This is a genomic window from Wolbachia endosymbiont of Mansonella perstans, from assembly GCF_020278605.1.
Taxonomy (GTDB): Bacteria; Pseudomonadota; Alphaproteobacteria; order Rickettsiales; family Anaplasmataceae; genus Wolbachia.
In genome coordinates this window covers 1-18,606 of record NZ_JACZHU010000009.1, presented here as the reverse complement: position 1 = coordinate 18,606, position 18,606 = coordinate 1, and the positions used below count along the sequence as shown (strand labels likewise).

The following is an 18,606-nucleotide window of genomic DNA, read 5'->3' as shown; positions in this document are numbered from 1 at the left end:
CGTTCCGGCATAAGTTGAAGCGCCAGCTTCAATCATGCCAAGTGGAGCAGCATACGCACTTACTCCTGAGTCAAGTGCAAGTTGAAAATGATAATGTGGGTCATAAGCATCAGGATTAACTTCAAAGCTTTTTATTGGTCCGTGTTCAAATCCTTGGTCTACAGGAAGAATCACCAATTTGCCAGTGCCACCAAGCTTTCCATGCATGAGGATACGGGTGAGGTTTGCTTTTACCCCAGGGCTTTCACTTTCGTAGTAGCTTAGAATTTGCTTTACTTTATCGCTTATTATCACTATAACTCAAATTAGATTTAAGTTATAAATTGTAACAAAGATGAAACTCAATACAAGAATTTTAAGTTATACCAAAAGCAATTTTATTTTCTTTTTTATCCATGTAAATTCTCAACTTTTTTCCTTTAATTAGTCGACGTTTCAGTATTTCTTCAGCTAAGTGACTTTTTATTTCCTTCTCGACCAGTCTCTCTATTGGGCGTGCCCCCATTTCCTTGCAGTAACCTGTTTGTGCAAGATAGGACTTTACTTCATTTTCTACTAAACAGCTTATGCCTTTCTGTGTGAGTTGTTTCCTCAGCTCCTGAATGAATTTATCCACAATGTACAAAATCACATCCATATTTAAGTCAGAAAAGGAAATAACTGCATCAAGACGATTACGAAATTCAGGGCTAAAAACCCGTTCTATTGCTTTTTCGCTATCACTGATGTTAAAGTTTTTGTGTCCAAAGCCAATAAAGCTTTTGCTGCGTTCAAACGCTCCTGCATTGGTTGTCATGATCAAGATAACATTGGAAAAGTTAACTTTACGTCCGTAGGTGTCTGTAATGCATCCATAATCCATGATTTGCAGCAATATGTTGTAAATATCACTGTGAGCTTTTTCAATTTCATCAAGAAGCACGACACTATATTGATTATTAGAGACAGCTTCTGTAAGCAATCCACCTTGATCGTAGCCTATATATCCAGGAGGAGAGCCAATTATTCTTGATATTGTATGAGGTTCCATATATTCAGACATATCAAAGCGTATGAGATTCATACCCATACTTTTTGCTAACTGTTTTGCAAGTTCAGTTTTGCCAACACCAGTTGGTCCTGCAAAAAGATAGTTTGCTAGGGGTTTTTTGTAATTTCTCAATCCAGATTTAGCAATTTTAATAGAACCAATGAGAGATTCTATTGCTTGCTCTTGACCAAAAATGACCTTTTTGAGGTTGTCTTTTAAAGATTGTACTCTTTGTATATCGTCAAATTCAGACCTACAAGGTGCGCCTGTAATTCTAGTGATGGTGTCCTTAATATCTCTACTACTCACAATTTTATGTCTATTTTTTAGTAATCTACAGTGTGCTCCTGCTGTATCTAAAATGTTAATGTCTTTACCAGGTGATTTCTGTTCAGGAATACACTCACGTAGAATTTTAACCATAGCCTTAATAGCGCGTCCTGAGTAGTGTACTTTGTGGTATTCTTCATAGTAAGGCTTTACGCCATTTACCATTTTTATTGTTTCATTGATAGAAGGCTCTTTCACATTAATTTTTTGAAATCTTCTTGCTAGTGCTTTATCTTTTTCAAAGCTATTGCTGTATTCTTTGTATGTAGTTGCACCTATGCAACGTAATGTACCTCTTGCAAGTGCAAGCTTAAGCAGATTACCAGCATCGAGAAAACTACCACTTGTTGAACCGGCCCCAATGATGGTATGTATTTCATCAATAAAAAGAATAGAGCCTGGCTTTGCCTCGATTGCTTTCGTTATGGATTTCATTCTTCCTTCAAAGTCGCCTCTATAACGGGTCCCTGCAAGGAGTGCTCCTAAATCTAAAGCATAAATTGTACTAGACCTGAGCGCACTGGGAACACTGCCTTCGATTATTTTTAACACCAAACCCTCAACTATTGTTGTTTTGCCAACACCTGGGTCTCCTACATATAAAGGGTTGTTTTCCCTACGCCTCAATAATATCTCTATAGTGCGACTTAATTCATAATCACGACCAACAACACAATCTATTTTTTTGCTTTTTGCGTAATCATTTAAGTTTTTACAGTAACTTTGTAAAACTTCTTCGTCTTTTAATAACTCACCTTTATTTACTGTAGTGAAGATATTATTATTTTTGTCAAGCTTTACTTTATGATTAGTAGCGCATTCGTCTGTATCGCCTGAGTATTTCATATTAGATATGTGGTAGATTAAGTTAGAATCTTTTGCATTTTGCTTTTGTAATAGGTCTTCAATATAGAAATTCTGTTCAGACAAAATTTCTACTAGGACATTTGCTCCATTTATTTCCTTTTTTCCTAAGCTATGAGCTCGTATTATGGACCTATGTATTATGCATTGAAACAGCGGATTAGGCTTAACTTCATTGACAACCAATTCAGGATTATCTTCAGAAAAACCTTTTTTATAACCATTAGCATTACACCTTGATAAGATGCTGTCTATATTTATGATTTCATCAGCTCTGATGTTACATCTTGATAAAACGTAATTTACATCCATGTCTTTGGTTAACGCTAGCAATAAGTGTTCTACTTTTGCATATTTAAGGCTAAAGTTGGAAGCAATCAGCAATGCTCTATTTAAACTTGCCTCTAGATTTTTAGAAATCATCTTCTACTCTCTTTAAAAATAGGGACTTCATATAATTGATAGCACACAATTATTAAAAAATAGGTATCTCTGCATAACAAACCAGTTTCTACCATCGCATTGGATTCAATAGAAACGAAAAAACTACTTGATAATCTTTGCTCGCACCCTTAATTATAGTATTGTGAGTATTTTAGGTCTAAAATTTATCTTTAATCTTTGCATTAAGTAACAAAAGCATAGCATAAGACAAGGCGTGTTATGTTTTATTTTTGCAGCATGGATACTCCGTGTCTTTATAAATTTTTGTCTACATTAACTAAGCCTTGCTTATTAAGTGGTGTATAGAGAGAACCGAACGCCAAATTTTTGAGAGAACAGTAAACAACTCACGTTGCGGAGTTTCTTTTGCCTTTTTTCTTAGTAAATTTCTTAAATTTTATAGCTAAAGCAATTTAAGAGCACACAAAAAACGCCAATATTTAAAATAATTGCCTTTTTCTAGGTTATGCGAGAAGTCTAATTCCTCTTTATTTTTAAAAACATTTTCAGTAAAAGCACCACGTCAATCAATGTTACAAAAGATTTAATTATTTACTTTTTTTAAAAACATACATAAAATAAAAATGACTATTATTAAACAAAGTTAGGTATATTAGTTGATATTTAAACGCAGTGAAATGGAGTATTACTGTAGGTTTTATGGTTATATTGTAATTAGTATGGGACTAGTGCGATTCGAACGCACGGCCTTCGGATTAGGAATCCAATGCTCTATCCTACTGAGCTATAGTCCCGTGTTTTCTGTTATCCGCATAAAATTATAGCAAAAAATCTCGTATTTTTCTAGATCTCTGCATCATCAATTTATAATAGCAAAAAACATTTCTGTATATTTCTTGAGTATAATGCTATTATATTTAATAACGTGGTTTAAATTGATGCTAGTTAACGACATTAGTTATTCTTATAACAATCAAGACGATTTCGCTTTAAGCAACATAAATATTGAAGTAAAGAGAGGAAACGTCGCATGTCTACTAGGGCATTCAGGTTGCGGCAAGTCAACGATTTTGAAATTAATTGCGGGAATAGAAAATCCAAAATCTGGCACCATTTTTATAAATGATAGGCTAGTTGTAAGTAGCCACGCATCAATTGCAATAGAGCATAGGAATGTCGGATTGATTTTTCAACATTCTGCTCTATTTCCTCACAAAACAGTAGTAGAAAATATAACTTTTGCTATTCGCAGCTCTTCCAAAAAAGCAAAGTATTTCACTGCATTGGAAATTTTAAAGCTATTAAATATAGAAAAATATGAAAATATGTATCCTAATGCCCTATCGGGAGGGCAGCAACAATTAGTTGCAATAGCAAGAGTAATAGCACAAAATCCTGATGTTGTGTTACTCGATGAGCCATTTTCTAACTTAGATATACTATCAAAGTGCCGAATAAGACATCATATATTGTCCCTTTTTAGAAGTAAAAATACCCCTGTGTTGATGGTAACTCACGATCCGCAAGAAGCATTAAAAGTCGCAGATTTGATCTATGTAATGAAAAGCGGTAAAATTATCCAATCAGGAGTTTCCAGTGATATATATCATAGTCCTAAAGATCATACGCTAGCAAAGTTCTTTAGTGAGTTCTCTTCTACTTTACTGTTAGGTGATGAGCTTCCGTTTGATGGTATGTTTGCTGTAAGGAAATAATCTAGTCTGTAATTATTATAAAATGGAACCAAACACTAAAAATTTTTGATCTATAACTAAATAAGGTGATATAATTTATGTGTTACTTGACTTTAGTCAGGTTCCATTTTCTAAAAGTTAATATTTTAAATGGAGGTACAAATGAGCTTAGGACCATGGCAATTGTTTCTAGTCTTAATAATAATCTTAGTTCTGTTTGGTGCGGGTAAGTTGCCACAAGTTATGGATGATCTAGGAAAAGGTATTAAAAACCTTAAACAAGGACTCAAGGACTCAGAGAAACTATCATCTAACGAGCCAGATCGTTAGCGTTTTCATACTTTATGACACGTACTTTAGTGCGTGTCATTTATTTAAAAACTTGAACTAGCTAAAGAATAGGTTGAAATACTGTAGTAATTATGTTAGTTAGAAGGGGTCGTTTTATTAAAGGATGATTGTGCAAAAAAGTGGGAAATTAGCCGGAAATAAAAAATTAGCTTCTGATATTCTAAAAGAGGTTACAGACACTGACAATGTCAATAGTGATAAAGTAACACTGTTTGACATAAAAACAGCTTTGCATGAGCGCGGTTTTGGTGTTTTGATAATTATCTTCTCTTTGCCACTATCAGTACCTATACCGGTTCCACCTGGCTATACAACTATACTTTCTATACCTCTAATCCTATTCTCACTGCAGCTTATGTTGGGGTTTGATTCTCCTTGGATGCCTCACTGGTTGGAAAGAAAGTCTTTTCAACGTTCAACACTATCTCTTGTGGTAGAAAAAACTTCTCCTGCTTTAAGAAAAATAGAAAAGTTCATGAAACCGAGAATGTCTTTCATTTTCTGTGGGCCAGGTGAAAAGATTTTAGCATTCATAATGCTGCTTTGCGCATTATCGATAGCTATTCCGCTACCCCTAACTAATTTCATTCCTGCAATTGGCACAACTCTCATTTCACTTGGTATTATGAGTAAAGATGGACTTCTCTCTATAATGGGAGTCTTAATATCTTTATGCGGGTTGCTACTTACCCTTGCTGTAATAGTTAAAGGACCACAGCTCATGCTTGGTGCGTTTTCCTTTCTAAAAAGTTTTGTATATGGTTAGGCTTTATAACACCTTAACAAAAAAAAAGAGCCCTTTATACCGATCGATAAAGATCATGTAAAAATGTACGTTTGTGGGCCAACAGTATATGACACAGCTCACATAGGCAATGCGCGTTCTGTTGTTGTTTACGACGTATTATTTCAACTGCTTAAATTTTGTTATGGTAAAGTTACTTATGTACGCAACATAACCGATATTGATGATAAGATAATCAACGCAGCAAGTGAGAAAAATAGCAGTATAGAAAGCATCAGTGCATACTATACTAGGGCTTTTCATGAAGACATGGAAAGCATAAACTGTACAGAGCCAACATATGAACCAAAAGCAACGGAAAATATAGATTGTATCATTAAATTAATTAAACATTTGCTGCAATCTGGTCATGCCTATGAATCCAATAAGCATGTATATTTTAGTGTAGAGTCTTACTCTGAATACGGTGCTTTATCAGGGAAAAAAATTGATGAATTGAATTATGGCAACAGAGTTGAAGTTGGTGAAAATAAAAAACATCCCGGAGATTTTGTACTATGGAAGCCTGCAAGCGATATTGACTATAAGCTTTCAAGCTACTGGAGTAGCCCATGGGGAGAAGGAAGGCCAGGATGGCATGTAGAATGTTCAGCAATGTCGTATGCTTACCTTGGTCAAGACTTTGACATTCACGGCGGCGGTATAGATTTACAATTTCCTCATCATGAAAATGAAATTGCGCAGAGTAAATCTGCATTTGTCGGATCAGTATTTGCAAAATATTGGGTACACAACGGTTTTCTTACAGTAAATGAAGAAAAGATGAGCAAGTCCCTATTTAATGTAGTCAAGGTAAGAGATCTACTTCATAGCGGAATAAATGGTGAAGTAATACGTCACTCACTGCTCAAAACTCACTATAGAAAACCACTTGATTGGACAAAAAATGTTATTTCTGAGTCACAAGAAACTCTAAACAAGTTCTACCGGTTGTTACGTAACGTCGATGTAGTGAATATTGAGAAAAGTGATGCAGAAGTCTTTAAAGATTTTATAGAGGCTTTGAAAAGCGACTTAAATATTCCTGAGGCCTTAGTCATATTGCATGAAATGGCTGCGGAAATTAACAAAACGAGTAGTAAATGCGGGAAGCTTAAATTAACTGAAAGTTTCGTTAAGAGCGCAAGATTTATTGGTCTTCTCAGGTCAAGTTATCAAGAATGGTTTACCACTGGCGTGAGTCATCAGGAAGTAGAAAGACTGATAGATTTAAGAAGGACAGCAAAACAAAGCAAAGATTACAATACTGCAGACAAAATAAGAAAGCAACTAAAACAAATGGGAATCTCAATCTCTGATAACGAAGATGGTACAACGACTTGGTGAACTTATATGGAAAATTATCTTCTATTGTTTACAGATAGCCTAATATCGTCACTGATCTTACCTATATATCAAGGTTTTGTGTTTTATACTATGTTGTATTTCAGGTCGCATTACAATCCACTACTTATGTTACTTTTTGGAGTGTTGGGATCAAGCATCAGTGGGGTAGTTAATTGGTATTTGGGTAGAATAACAATTTCTATCAGGGAGTCATACCGCGAGCTAGAGAGCGGGCATAAAATACCAAAAATCATAAGAAATCTACTGATCTCTGCAGTTGTACTACTTTCGTGGGTGCAAGTACTTGGAAGCGTGATTCAGGTTTTGTCAGGTTATTTTAGGTTAAACCTCAGTGTTTTTACTCTGTTAACTATCCTATCCAACTTTTTCTACTTGTTATACCTCATCATTGCCGCTTAGTAGCTTCCGCCTTACGCCTATCAATACAGCTACAATTAGTACTTTTACTATTACATTTTGGTGTTAAGTCATGGTAGAACGTAAGTATGGCATCATTCTTTCTCACAAAATACCGATTGATAATTGTCATCTTCCATTTTATATAGGCACATTCAATCTTTTCCTAGTGCCTTAAATGTCTTAGTTGCGGAAACTAAAATATCGTCAGCATAAAGGTTATATGCATACCCATTTGGGCACTTAACTTTCACTTCTCCATCTTTTCCTAAATATTTCATTTCAAATGTATAAACTGGTGGATCAACTTCTAATTTATTGCACAGAGACTTATCATTCCAAATCGCATCTGCCCATTTATCTTCTTGATCCTCAACTTACCTACCTACAAAAGGCATACCACCAAGCTCCGATCTATCTGGCTCACCACAAAAATATATCCAAATCCTATAGTTTCTTTTTCAATTCCGCTATTTGTAAACCAAATCTTAGTTAGTTCATTCTTGAATAACTCCAAGTCTACACTTGGTGTAATCGCTTGATGATCGAGCCTATCATATATTCCTTCTACTACTTCTTGATGCTGCGGACAATCAAACAAAACTCTGAAATCTTCTATCGAGGTGTGGTTCCCAATCTCTACAAACTCTTAACACTCCCCTATCAAGGTCAGTCAACTCCGGAAGTGGTGGGAATGTAATCTGGCCCCACAGAATTTGTTTTAAAGGATGGCCCAGAATCAATTCGTGAGTTTGTATCATTAAAGTGATGATCTTTAATATAAAAGACAAATCCTATTACCAGTATTATTAAGCATAAAATTAGCTTATTTTTCTTTGACATAATCACGATACAGCTTCACAGAAAAAAGCTAGAGTACAAGTGGTAACAATTTAAAAAAGCTTTAATCCGACGTTAATTGCAGTGCAGCGACTCCTGGCATTTCATCGCCACTTAGCCAGCTTAAAAACGCCCCTCCACCAGTTGAAACATACGTAAAATCTTTATCAGTAAGACCTGTAGCATTTATTGCAGATAAACTATCTCCTCCTCCTATCACACTAGTCAATTTTCCTTCGTGTGTTAGGCTACTTACGATTTTTATCACCTCTATTGTGCCATTTGCAAAAGCTGGGTGTTCAAAGACACCAATAGGTCCATTCCACAGCAGAGTTTTGCTACTTGCTACCATACTGCTTATCATGCTCAAGGTTTTAGGTCCGATATCCAAAATTACATCATCATCCAAAATGGATTCGGTGTTTCTTAAAATGCCAGTGCTGTAATCATAATTTACTGCAACCAAAACATCTTCAGGCACAACTATTTTACAATTGTTTTTACTTGCTACTTCAATAACACTATGAAGAAAACCACTAGTACCACTTTGAAAGAAAGATTTGCCGATATTCACTCTATTGAACAACAAAAAATTGTTAGCAATTGCACCGCCAAGAACCAGATAATCGACCCTTTCTGCTAGTTTTATAAGCATTTTTATTTTAGTTGATATTTTAGCTCCCCCAACTATCGCAGTAATAGGTTTAGCATCGAATGATATGGCCTCTTCAAGATACCTTAGCTCATCTTGTAAGCAAAATCCTGCATAGGAAGGCAAAAATTCTGTAATGCCTGAAATAGAAGCGTGGGCTCTGTGGGAGCAAGAAAATGCATCATTTACATATATATCTGCTAGTGATGCTAGTTGTTTAGCAAAATTTGAGTCATTCTGCTCCTCTCCTTTATAAAATCTCAAATTTTCCAGTAATATTACATTTCCCCCGTCCATCTCATTTACTGCTTTTTGCACTTTTTCGCCAATGCAATCATTGATAAACTTTACCTCTTTATTTAATATCTGCGATAAAGTTTCAACTATATTTTTTAGTGACAAACTATCGTTTTTGGCTTTTGGGCGTCCAAAATGTGATATGACAATAACCTTTGCGCTCGCATTCACCAAATGCTGAATAGTAGGTAATGCTCTCAAAATACGAGTAGCATCATGAACTTTTCCATTTTTTATAGGAACATTAAAGTCAACTCTGAGTAAGACAGTTTTATCGTGAAAATCACAATTCTCTATGCTAGACACATTCATCATAAAACTAAGGAGCTATAAAACCACTATACAGTAGTTTGACCTAAAGTAAATCGCTTGTGTGCCATCTTTGAAGTTGAGTATTGAAAATTAACTAGAGAATTACGGATCACTTTGTGTATGTCATAACAAGCCATAGCGCTCTCAGCAAAGCCATTTAGTATCAACTTTAGTTTGCCTGAGTACGTAGCTATATCTCCGATCGCATATATCCTATCTCTACTGGTTCTAAGTGTAACCTGATTAACAGCTATACGACTGTGTTCTAACTGTATGTCCCAATTGTTTATTGGACCCAAATTCATTGACAGCCCAAAAAATGGCAGTAAAAAATCAGCGGATATTTCTTTTTCTTCTCCAGAAACAATGTTTTTTGCTACTACTGCACTCAATTGCCCATTATTTCCGGCTAGTTCGTGTAATTGATATGGCGTTACAAGTTCTATTTTTCCACTACTTTCAAATAATTCTAATTCATTTCTAGTTTTGACAACACAACGAAATTCCTTTCTTCGATGTATCACATAAATTTTCTTTGCAACTTTAGAGAGTTCTATAGTCCAATCAGCCGCAGAATCTCCTCCTCCTGCAATGACTATGGTTTTATCCTGAAAATCAGAAATTTTATTTACGCTATAAAATACGGATTTATTTTCATACTCTAATATATCACCAAGGGGTGGGCGGTTAGGCTCAAACATTCCATTTCCTGCGGCGATGACAACAGCTTTGCATTTCACTTCTGTACCTATATTCGTTATTACAGTAAAGTTTTGACCGTCATTATCCAAAATTTTTTCTACCTTTTGACTTAAGTGGTAAACAGGCTCAAATGGTGAAGCTTGCTCCATCAATTGTTCAATTAGCTTTTGAGCAGTAATTATGGAATAGCCAGGTATATCGTATATCGGTTTTTCTGGATAAAGAGCAGTACATTGTCCTCCCGCTTGATTCAAAACATCTATGATATGACATTTCATATCGAGCATTCCTGCTTGAAAAGCAGTGAATATTCCAACAGGTCCTGCACCTATTATTACAATGTCAGTTTCCATGCTCTCCATTTAGGCAATAACTTATTTAGATATTAGTTAGCTTTGTTAACAAGGTCAATTTATGAAACAGCAAAAGATGTTATGCAAGTAGCTGACACTAAACTCTTGCGGCAATGTTACAAAAAACAATATAGAACTCAAGAAAATAACTATTAGAGGACCGGATAAGCCATAGACTTAAGAAAAATAAATTTTTATGTAATTACAATAGTGTATTGATTTTAATAATTAACAGCGAGGTAAATATTATGAGTATTAAGAACAATTTAATAATTTAAAACCACGGCAAACAATGAAGTAAGAGTTGTAAAACAGTCGCTTAATCTACTTAAAAAAACTATCTAGTTCATTCAATATATGGCAAATACCCGATAAAGAAGGCAACACTGTATTACATTATGCTGAAAAAAGTTCCAATCACGGACTGGTAAGATTATTCATTAACAAATGTGAAATCGATATGAACTTAAAAGATCAATATGGGCAAACTCCATTGGTATTTATAATGGGAAATTTTGTACCAGGAGTTGATAATAATGAGAATCTATCTATAACTGAATATTTCAATAGAAGGTTTTCTCATGGAAATGCCTGTTGATTATCGACTCATTGTTAAAATTGGGAGCAAAATTTGATGAGGCAGAGTATGTTTACCTGCTGAGTATTGTAAAAAATCAGAAAAATAAGGACGAATATGCATCTTTGTGCGAAAAGATGGAAAGGACTTTAAGTTTAACCTTAGATGAAAATGTAAAACGAAAAAAAGGGGATGAGAATTGTTACTATGACAGCAATCCAGAGCATATTTGTGAAGAGATAGTTGATAATAAAGAAAAGTTAAATAGTAACGCTCATATGAGTTGTAGTAGCAGTGTATCGAGTATTAACAACGACACTTAGTATTAGGATTCTAGTTGGGATAATGGCGAAAGTGAATGCCTAACACTTTTAAACCCTCAATCAGATGATGAAAAAAGAAGCAGAACTCCTGGAAGTAGTTATAGATCTGGCAATGATGTAGACCAACAGGAGTCCAAAATTGTAGCTTTGCCAAACCACCAGCCAAATGTAGGAAAATCATCAATAGCACCAAAGCCAGCTAATCCACAAACAAGACCTCAAGCTTTTCCTGCAAAAAGGATGCCTGAAAATAGAATATCTAATCCTAGTTTTAATAAAGGACATGGTTCTGGTTTTTTCTCCAATTCAGCGGCAAATGGCTAAAGGAAAAGATGAAGATGTTTGAAAATAACACATCTTCTAGCTTTAATAGAGAATCTAGTTTTTTATCCTGTTAAAGAACCAGCAAAACAAGAACCATGAGCCTTTATCGTAAAGGCAAACAGGTAAATGCCTGAAAACAAAATATCTAATCCTAGTTTTAACAAGGAGCATGGTTTTTCTTCTAATCTAGCAGCAAATAGCACAAGGAAAAGATAAAAAGTTTTTGAAGATAACATACCTTCCAATCCAAGCTCTAAAGTGCTTTCAGGTTCTATAAAAAAAGCCCTGAATAAAAGTAACTTTCCTCTTAAAACTCTACCGCTTAAGTAGCTTATTTCTTTTCTCTGGATGCCAGCGCATAATGCTAGAATCCAGTTTTTTTTAAGCCATAGAAACGGGTCTACAAAAGTTGCTTGACACATTTTTACAGCTCTACTACACTAAGAGTTAAGGTGCTTTAGGGCCCGAAAATCTATCTTCGCTTGCAAGCTTTTCCAATAAGCAATAAAATTCAGTAAAAAGTATAATGTATCTTCTTCAGTGTGTGTAGGTACACATACATGATTAATTTCTGTCGTATTTGTGCTACATTTCTGCTAGATCTTTCTTTATAGGGGGTTCATCATATTTACAATTCTGAATTACGCATATCGTTAGCTTAAAAAATCAGATGGCGCCTTTGGTTTTTAACATTAGATCGTAAAGCTAAGGCTATTGTGAGGTTTCTTTGCCTTTTTTTGCTTAGTGTAGGTTATGCAAACAGTTGCTTCTTGGTTTGTACTATCTCTTCTGTCTACATTGCTTGCAATAGCACCTGCTGTACCTTTTCCAGTGCCTTTTATACCTTTTCCAACTTCTACATTCTTTAACTCTCTCTTATAAAGGTGTGTGATTAGTTCACTTCCTGCCATCAAAAGAGTGATGCCTACTAAACCTAAAGCGGGTCCAACAACAGGATGTAAGAATGATGCTAATGTTATTAACATTATTCTCCTTATTAACATTATAGAAGAACCAGCAAATATTAAACTAGCAGCAGACATATTGTTAGTCTTTTTCTTAGATTTTTCATCAAGGTTGGAATTTTCTTGCTCTTTGTCTACCTCATGTTCTTTGCTCTTCTTGTACTCACGATAGAAGAAATTAGCGTTTGCTACAAAGTAAAGTAAGCTCGAAATTGAAAGGGCTACGTCTTCTATTATTCCTTGTTCCAGTGCTTCGCTAACTATACTAGCTACAATAACTAATGTAATTAAAGCGGCATCAGCGTAATTAAGGTAATTATCAACAGTATGAGGAACATCTCTCTTCTCTTTTTCTGCCACTTTGCCATTTTCAAGATCCTTCAATTCCTGTTCCTTTTGAACTATCTTTTTATTATTATAAATTAAATATAGCGTACAAATAAGAGATAAAGCTGTGAAAGGTAATATAGCGTGGCTTAGTGAACCACTTATAACACCAAGCAATACCTGAACGCTGCATGTTTTTTCCAACTCAATAGCCATCAGTAATGCAAATGGGGCCATTATTGCCAATGATACGTGTTGCCTATATAGCTCTCTTTTTTTCAGTGTTAATAATTTTTGTTCGAGCTTCTCCATTTTTTTTGTTTCTTCTTCAATTATAGCCCAAAAATCCTCCATTTCAGAATCTTTTTTACCTTTTAGTCTTTCAGAATACTTGGTATCAGGGTTATTTGTAACACTAGTCATATAAACCCAACTAACTTATGGACTAGTATATTATATATGATTTCAATTACTTAGTCAACTTTATTGAAATCTTAGCTATTTGTATATTAATTGTTTCTCAAGGAATTCAGTCAATCTGTTTGATGCCGGCTATGACGTAATTGTAGCCTGACCACATAGTTATAATGGCTGCAACCCAAAGACAAATTGTACCTATATATTGAGTTATTTCGTAGTCGTCTATTGTTAGTACTACTACAGCAAGCATCTGCAGAAATGTTTTAATTTTTCCAGCTTTGCTCACAGGTAAGCTAACGTTTGTAGCGGTCAGAAACTCCCGCAAACCAGAAACTAATATCTCCCGACAAACGATGATGATTGATGGTATTATCGTATAATCATTGATCTTATGCTTATAAACCAGCATCATTATTGTTGAAACCACTATTAATTTATCAGCAATTGGATCAAATAGCCTGCCAAATTTTGATTGGACTTTCCACGTACGTGCTAGGTAACCATCAAAAAAATCTGTAATGCATGCAAATATAAAGATTGATATTGTTATCGAGTTTGCATATTTGTTTTCTATATAAAAACTTAATATTATTGCTGGTACTGCAAGCGCACGAGAGATTGTCAGTAAATTAGGCAAGTTTTTTTTTAACATGCAATGTAACTTTAGTGCGGTATGGCAAACTTATACAGGAGTAAAGTGCAACTCACAAGCTAATAGTTTACAATTGAATATTTATAAAAATTCCATATGCTTAAAAATTATGAGCTCAAGATATAATAATGAATGACGATTTAGATTATACTACAAAACAAGAAGCGCTTAAGTATCACAGTGGAGGCGGTAATCCTGGTAAAATATCTATCTTGCCAACAAAGCCCTTATCTACCCAGTATGACTTGTCACTTGCTTATTCCCCTGGAGTTGCAGCTCCATGTCTTGAAATAGCTAAAAACTCTGATCTGGTTTATGATTATACGGCAAAGAGCAACTGTGTTGCTGTTATTTCAAATGGCACTGCAGTGCTTGGACTTGGCAACATCGGGCCTCTTGCTTCAAAACCTGTTATGGAAGGCAAAGCTGTTTTATTCAAACGTTTTGCTGACATCGATGCAATTGATATAGAAGTTGGCACAGAAAATGTGGAAGATTTCATCAACGTGGTAAGATATCTTGGACCGAGTTGGGGAGGGATAAATTTAGAGGATATAAAGTCTCCCGATTGTTTCATAATAGAAAAGCGTCTAGGTGAATTGATGGACATTTCAGTATTTCACGACGATCAACATGGGACTGCAGTGGTTGTTGCAGCTGGCATAGAAAATGCTCTTGATATTGCAGGAAAGAAATTAGAAGACGTTAAGATCATCATGAATGGCGCTGGAGCAGCAGGTATTGCATGTTTGGAAATACTGAGGTCCATGGGCGCTAAAAACATAGTGCTGTGTGATAAACAAGGGGTAATATATAGAGGCAGAAAAGAGGATATGAATGAGTGGAAGGAAAGACATGCAACTGACACCAAAGAACGTTCTCTACTTGATACAATAAAAGGTGCTGACGTATTTATCGGGCTATCTGCAAAGAATGTGCTAAGCGAAGAGATGCTGAAGAGCATGGGTAAAGATCCGATTATTTTTGCTCTTGCTAACCCTGATCCAGAAGTAAGGCCTGAGTTTGCGAAATCCGTAAGACCAGATGCAATAATCGCAACTGGTAGATCAGATTACAACAACCAAATCAATAACGTGATGGGATTCCCTTATATATTCAGAGGAGTGCTTGATGTACGTGCAACAACAATAAATGACGAAATGAAAATTGCAGCTGCAAATGCAATAGCAAAGCTTGCTCGTGAGCCGGTACCTGATGAGATATCTGCAGCTTACGGTGGTCGTAAAATGAGCTATGGATGTGAATACATAATACCTACTCCATTTGACCCAAGATTGATTTCGATAGTTTCTCCTGCCGTTGCAAAAGCCGCAGTGCATTCAGGTGTTGCTAAAAAAGCAATACAAGATTGGAGTAAATATGAAAATCAATTAGAATCTCGTCTTGCGAGTGCTCTCAGCACGTTGAATTCATTGTCTTCATGATAATTCAGTTGTGCAAAGTAATTTTAGATTTATAATAAAAGTATTGTAATTTAAAGTAAATTAATGGTTATCGCAATTCATGAATTAGAGAAACCCATCAAACAATCATTTCCAGGTGCCGATATAGAGATTAATGATCTTGCTGGAGATAATGATCACTATCATTTGAAAATAACCTCCAAGTGCTTTCTTGGAAAGACAAGGATAGAGCAGCATAGAATGGTATATAAGGCATTAGCAGGCCAGTCTATACATGCGTTGCAGTTAGAAACTAGTGCTTAGAATTAAGGTGAACTTATGAACAATTTTGAACAAATAAAAAAGGATATAGCAGAAAGTGATGTGGTGCTCTATATGAAAGGCACTTCTGACTTTCCTCAATGCGGATTTTCTGGACTCGTCGTGTCAATTCTCAAAAACTTGAATGTAAAGTTTAAATGCGTCAACGTGCTAGAAAATGATGAAATACGTCAGTCCATAAAAAAGTTTTCTGATTGGCCAACAATTCCACAGTTATATATAAAGAAAGAGTTTATTGGCGGCTGTGACATCGTTCGCGAGATGTATGAAAAAGGTGAGCTGCAAAACTTGCTAAAAGAAAGAAAGATTATGGCAGAGTAAGACTATCAGAAGGGTGTTATTCCAAAATATTTTCCAGTTTTACTGGCCTTTTTTGTGAGTTGAATCACAACATTCATACGATCAGTAGACCTAAAGCCATACCTTTTTCCTTTCTCCTGACACTAAAATCCATATACTTAGCCTTAGAGATTTCGAAATAAGATGCGATCTAATATTAGGCAATTATTTTACTACATAAAGCCCAGTCTACATTATTTCATTATAGCTTTTATTGCAGTTTTATTTTCAGCTTTAACAATTCTCCTTTTCGGTAGAGGTTTGAGCAGCATAATTGATTCTGGCACAGAACACGATTTTACTACTAAACTGGTAGTTATAATATTTGTAGTTTTATCTGTTTCTCTTACTGCGTTCATTAGATTGTATTTCATTGGCATTGGCAGCGAAAAAGTTATTGCAAGAATAAGATATGACTTATATAGCAATGTTACCGACTTGCAACCAAGTTTCTTTGAGAACACTGGTGTTCAAGACGTCATCTCAGCACTAATTACTGATACCTCTGTGTTGCAATCTATAATAAATAGCAGCTTACTCACCATATTGCGAAATTTTGTAATTTTGATTGGTAGTGTTGCCATGTTGTTATATACAAATCTGCATCTAACTGCATACGCGGCCGCGATAATACCCATACTACTTATTATCATGACTTCTCTTGGGAAAAAAGTGCGCAATCATGCACGTTTTGCCCAAAGTAAGCTGAGTGAGCTTGCATCACTTAGTGAAGAAAATTTCAGATCTATAGTAACTATCAAGTCGTTTATATTAGAGGAAAATGAGAAAATCCGTTTTAAGGAACATCTAAACTCAGTATCGAAATCATACATAAGATTGATACTCTTGCGCGCTATTTTGGTAACCTTGGTTATCTCATATGTGATAGGTTCACTGGTCGTTTTAATCTTTTTTGGTATTAAAGAAGTCTTAAGTGATAATATAACTATTGGGGAGCTATCTTCATTTGTGTTTTATTCAGCACTTGCAGCAGGAGCTGTAAATAATCTGAGCGATAATATTAGTGATTTGCAACGTGGTCTTGGGATAGTAGAACGTTTATTTGAATTTAAGAATATGAAAAGCTCTATAGCAGATGCTGATGATCCTATAAAAATTTGTAGTGTTCAAAAAGAAATTTCGTTTAACGGCATAACTTTTTTTTATGAATCTCGGCCTGGTAAGCCAGCGTTAAGTAACGTATCATTTTCCATAGAGGCGGGCCAAGCAGTGTCAATTGTTGGACCATCTGGCAGTGGTAAGAGCACCATTTTAAAGCTTCTGCTCCGTTTTTATGATCCAAACAAAGGCAGCATTACTATCGATGGGCATAATATTAAGTCGATTGCGTTAAGTAGTCTCAGGTCATTATTTGGTTTAGTGCCGCAAGATCACATGATATTTTCTTGTTCAATAATGGAGAATATATTGTACGGCAAGCCAGATGCTGAATATGAGGAAGTGAGACAAGCAGCCATCAGTGCTTATGCGATGGAATTTATTGACAGGTTGCCCGATAAGTTTGACACATTTGTAGGGAAAAGAGGATTAAAACTTTCTGAAGGACAAAAGCAACGTATTATAATAGCGAGAGCCATACTCAAAAATCCCCAAGTCTTAGTGCTGGATGAGGCAACCTCTGCCCTTGATTACAAAAGTGAAAACTTCGTACAAAAAGCACTGAGCAAATTAATGCAAAACAGAACAACGATCATAATCACACACAGGCTATCAACCGCACTCAAAACTGACAAAATTATAGTGATTAATCACGGAGAAATAGAAGAAGTAGGAACTCATGACTCTCTAATAAACAAAGATGGACTATATGCAAAATTGGTGAAAATACAATAGGTATGAATATTGTATTAGTAAAAAGAAGAACTAAGTTAGTTGTTATGCTGAGTTTAGAATAAAATTGTTAATTTTTAATCATTTAACTTATAATAATTTAATATTATTTTTTAAAGGACTATTATGATTTACACTCGTGGTTTTTACTACAACAACAATATGTGACTTCTCATTTATCAGCACCAGTTTTTCCAGCGCATACACCTTGTATGCCTGCACATATGCCCTATGCTGTTAATTCATGTCATAATCATTTTAACTCATGTCATAACTATTATGATGCATATCACAATCCTTGTGATGTATTAGGGCTTGTTTAAAAAGATTGTTTTAAACAACTTATATATGCACGTAGTGCTACTTAGCACACGTGCTATATACTCCTTCTAAAAGCGCACGGGCATTATTTAAATAATATCCGTGTATCTCTTTGCTGATAGGAAATTCATAAGCAGCAGATTACTTACATAGCAGTTTTACTAAAATTTATTCCAGCAATACAACTAATACCTATAGTCCTCTTTTGAGATCTTATATAAAACCCCAATGGTAGTAGGACAAATTAAAGGTACCATTTGTTGGTCAAGAATGGTGTCATCCCAGTATCTACGTTACCCAAGTATCCTAATAAGGTGTATTCTATTAGCCCTCTTCTTGTTATCCAAGTAGCCTTTTTTCGTCATTCCAGTACTTGATACTAGG

17 protein-coding genes, 1 tRNA gene and 3 pseudogenes are annotated in these 18,606 nt (G+C 35.2%); 12 read left to right on the top strand and 9 right to left on the bottom strand.

All coding sequences use genetic code 11. The features are described 5' to 3' along the window. From IHO13_RS01060 to IHO13_RS01050, 3 genes and pseudogenes are all read right to left on the bottom strand, one after another. Positions 1-288, bottom strand: a pseudogene (locus IHO13_RS01060) (class I fructose-bisphosphate aldolase); the annotation flags it as partial. A gap of 67 nt (positions 289-355) precedes the next feature. Continuing rightward, positions 356-2,647: an AAA family ATPase gene (locus tag IHO13_RS01055; RefSeq protein WP_225537873.1), complete on the bottom strand. Its 2,292-nt coding sequence runs from the start codon at positions 2,645-2,647 to the stop codon at positions 356-358. Positions 2,648-3,349: 702 nt separating this feature from the next. Continuing rightward, positions 3,350-3,423, bottom strand: a tRNA-Arg gene (locus IHO13_RS01050). A gap of 144 nt (positions 3,424-3,567) precedes the next feature. On the opposite strand from IHO13_RS01050, the gene IHO13_RS01045 reads away from it, so the two are divergent. The 5 genes and pseudogenes from IHO13_RS01045 (at position 3,568) to IHO13_RS05945 (ending at position 7,225) form a co-directional block, all read left to right on the top strand. After that, the gene (locus IHO13_RS01045) at positions 3,568-4,344 is read left to right on the top strand and encodes an ABC transporter ATP-binding protein (protein ID WP_368666864.1); all 777 of its coding nucleotides are present in this window, start codon (positions 3,568-3,570) and stop codon (positions 4,342-4,344) included. A gap of 141 nt (positions 4,345-4,485) precedes the next feature. Further along, positions 4,486-4,653 (top strand): twin-arginine translocase TatA, encoded by a 168-nt coding sequence (gene tatA, locus IHO13_RS01040; RefSeq protein ID WP_225537072.1) that lies wholly within the window; start codon positions 4,486-4,488, stop codon positions 4,651-4,653. A gap of 130 nt (positions 4,654-4,783) precedes the next feature. Next, positions 4,784-5,440: an exopolysaccharide biosynthesis protein gene (locus IHO13_RS01035; protein WP_225537871.1), complete on the top strand. Its 657-nt coding sequence runs from the start codon at positions 4,784-4,786 to the stop codon at positions 5,438-5,440. Further along, positions 5,433-6,805 (top strand): annotated as a pseudogene (gene cysS, locus IHO13_RS01030) (cysteine--tRNA ligase). Before IHO13_RS01035 ends, cysS begins: the two are co-directional and overlap by 8 nt. 6 nt (positions 6,806-6,811) lie before the next feature. Next, on the top strand, positions 6,812-7,225 hold the full coding sequence (locus tag IHO13_RS05945) for a DedA family protein (RefSeq protein ID WP_410543369.1): 414 nt from the start codon (positions 6,812-6,814) through the stop codon (positions 7,223-7,225). Here IHO13_RS05945 and IHO13_RS06010 read toward each other — a convergent pair. The 3 genes and pseudogenes from IHO13_RS06010 to IHO13_RS01015 all read right to left on the bottom strand — a co-directional run bounded on the left by IHO13_RS06010 (position 7,212) and on the right by IHO13_RS01015 (position 10,378). Beyond that, positions 7,212-8,065: pseudogene (locus tag IHO13_RS06010) on the bottom strand (EndoU domain-containing protein). The gene IHO13_RS05945 and the pseudogene IHO13_RS06010 overlap by 14 nt on opposite strands. A 61-nt stretch (positions 8,066-8,126) precedes the next feature. Then, positions 8,127-9,323 carry a phosphoglycerate kinase gene (locus tag IHO13_RS01020; protein ID WP_225537874.1) on the bottom strand — a complete coding sequence of 399 codons (1,197 nt, stop codon included), beginning with the start codon at positions 9,321-9,323 and terminating at the stop codon, positions 8,127-8,129. A 26-nt stretch (positions 9,324-9,349) separates the two neighbouring features. Beyond that, positions 9,350-10,378, bottom strand: coding sequence for an NAD(P)/FAD-dependent oxidoreductase (locus IHO13_RS01015; RefSeq protein WP_225537869.1), 1,029 nt, complete (start codon positions 10,376-10,378; stop codon positions 9,350-9,352). Positions 10,379-10,700: 322 nt separating this feature from the next. On the opposite strand from IHO13_RS01015, the gene IHO13_RS05835 reads away from it, so the two are divergent. From IHO13_RS05835 to IHO13_RS01000, 3 genes are all read left to right on the top strand, one after another. After that, positions 10,701-10,976 (top strand): ankyrin repeat domain-containing protein, encoded by a 276-nt coding sequence (locus IHO13_RS05835; RefSeq protein ID WP_368666863.1) that lies wholly within the window; start codon positions 10,701-10,703, stop codon positions 10,974-10,976. Next, the gene (locus IHO13_RS01005) at positions 10,973-11,278 is read left to right on the top strand and encodes a hypothetical protein (protein WP_225537867.1); all 306 of its coding nucleotides are present in this window, start codon (positions 10,973-10,975) and stop codon (positions 11,276-11,278) included. The genes IHO13_RS05835 and IHO13_RS01005 overlap by 4 nt, the downstream gene beginning before the upstream one ends. A 147-nt stretch (positions 11,279-11,425) precedes the next feature. Further along, complete coding sequence (locus tag IHO13_RS01000; protein ID WP_225537866.1) at positions 11,426-11,602, top strand: hypothetical protein; 177 nt, start codon at positions 11,426-11,428, stop codon at positions 11,600-11,602. 62 nt (positions 11,603-11,664) lie between these two features. Here IHO13_RS01000 and IHO13_RS00995 read toward each other — a convergent pair whose 3' ends face one another. From IHO13_RS00995 to pgsA, 3 genes are all read right to left on the bottom strand, one after another. Then, the gene (locus IHO13_RS00995) at positions 11,665-11,847 is read right to left on the bottom strand and encodes a hypothetical protein (RefSeq protein WP_225537865.1); all 183 of its coding nucleotides are present in this window, start codon (positions 11,845-11,847) and stop codon (positions 11,665-11,667) included. 447 nt (positions 11,848-12,294) lie between these two features. Further along, positions 12,295-13,317 (bottom strand): hypothetical protein, encoded by a 1,023-nt coding sequence (locus IHO13_RS00990; protein WP_225537864.1) that lies wholly within the window; start codon positions 13,315-13,317, stop codon positions 12,295-12,297. A 106-nt stretch (positions 13,318-13,423) separates the two neighbouring features. Next, the gene (gene pgsA, locus IHO13_RS00985) at positions 13,424-13,966 is read right to left on the bottom strand and encodes a CDP-diacylglycerol--glycerol-3-phosphate 3-phosphatidyltransferase (RefSeq protein ID WP_225537863.1); all 543 of its coding nucleotides are present in this window, start codon (positions 13,964-13,966) and stop codon (positions 13,424-13,426) included. Between the two features lie 128 nt (positions 13,967-14,094). On the opposite strand from pgsA, the gene IHO13_RS00980 reads away from it, so the two are divergent. The 4 genes from IHO13_RS00980 to IHO13_RS00965 all read left to right on the top strand — a co-directional run bounded on the left by IHO13_RS00980 (position 14,095) and on the right by IHO13_RS00965 (position 17,904). After that, entirely contained in the window at positions 14,095-15,411 is a 1,317-nt protein-coding gene (locus tag IHO13_RS00980) for a malic enzyme-like NAD(P)-binding protein (protein ID WP_225537862.1), read from the top strand. Between the two features lie 63 nt (positions 15,412-15,474). Beyond that, entirely contained in the window at positions 15,475-15,693 is a 219-nt protein-coding gene (locus IHO13_RS00975; RefSeq protein WP_225537861.1) for a BolA/IbaG family iron-sulfur metabolism protein, read from the top strand. Positions 15,694-15,708: 15 nt separating this feature from the next. Then, positions 15,709-16,032, top strand: coding sequence for a Grx4 family monothiol glutaredoxin (gene grxD / locus IHO13_RS00970; protein WP_225537860.1), 324 nt, complete (start codon positions 15,709-15,711; stop codon positions 16,030-16,032). A 162-nt stretch (positions 16,033-16,194) separates the two neighbouring features. Beyond that, positions 16,195-17,904, top strand: coding sequence for an ABC transporter ATP-binding protein (locus IHO13_RS00965; RefSeq protein WP_225537859.1), 1,710 nt, complete (start codon positions 16,195-16,197; stop codon positions 17,902-17,904). The last annotated feature ends 702 nt before the right edge of the window (positions 17,905-18,606 follow it).

Coding starts and splice junctions, on each gene's coding strand:
- IHO13_RS01055 (WP_225537873.1), bottom strand. CDS start 2,647: ATGATTTCTAAAAATCTAGAGGCAAGTTTAAATAGAGCATTGCTGATT.
- IHO13_RS01045 (WP_368666864.1), top strand. CDS start 3,568: ATGCTAGTTAACGACATTAGTTATTCTTATAACAATCAAGACGATTTC.
- tatA (WP_225537072.1), top strand. CDS start 4,486: ATGAGCTTAGGACCATGGCAATTGTTTCTAGTCTTAATAATAATCTTA.
- IHO13_RS05945 (WP_410543369.1), top strand. CDS start 6,812: ATGGAAAATTATCTTCTATTGTTTACAGATAGCCTAATATCGTCACTG.
- IHO13_RS01020 (WP_225537874.1), bottom strand. CDS start 9,323: ATGAATGTGTCTAGCATAGAGAATTGTGATTTTCACGATAAAACTGTC.
- IHO13_RS01015 (WP_225537869.1), bottom strand. CDS start 10,378: ATGGAAACTGACATTGTAATAATAGGTGCAGGACCTGTTGGAATATTC.
- IHO13_RS00990 (WP_225537864.1), bottom strand. CDS start 13,317: ATGACTAGTGTTACAAATAACCCTGATACCAAGTATTCTGAAAGACTA.
- pgsA (WP_225537863.1), bottom strand. CDS start 13,966: ATGTTAAAAAAAAACTTGCCTAATTTACTGACAATCTCTCGTGCGCTT.
- IHO13_RS00980 (WP_225537862.1), top strand. CDS start 14,095: ATGAATGACGATTTAGATTATACTACAAAACAAGAAGCGCTTAAGTAT.
- IHO13_RS00975 (WP_225537861.1), top strand. CDS start 15,475: ATGGTTATCGCAATTCATGAATTAGAGAAACCCATCAAACAATCATTT.
- grxD (WP_225537860.1), top strand. CDS start 15,709: ATGAACAATTTTGAACAAATAAAAAAGGATATAGCAGAAAGTGATGTG.
- IHO13_RS00965 (WP_225537859.1), top strand. CDS start 16,195: ATGCGATCTAATATTAGGCAATTATTTTACTACATAAAGCCCAGTCTA.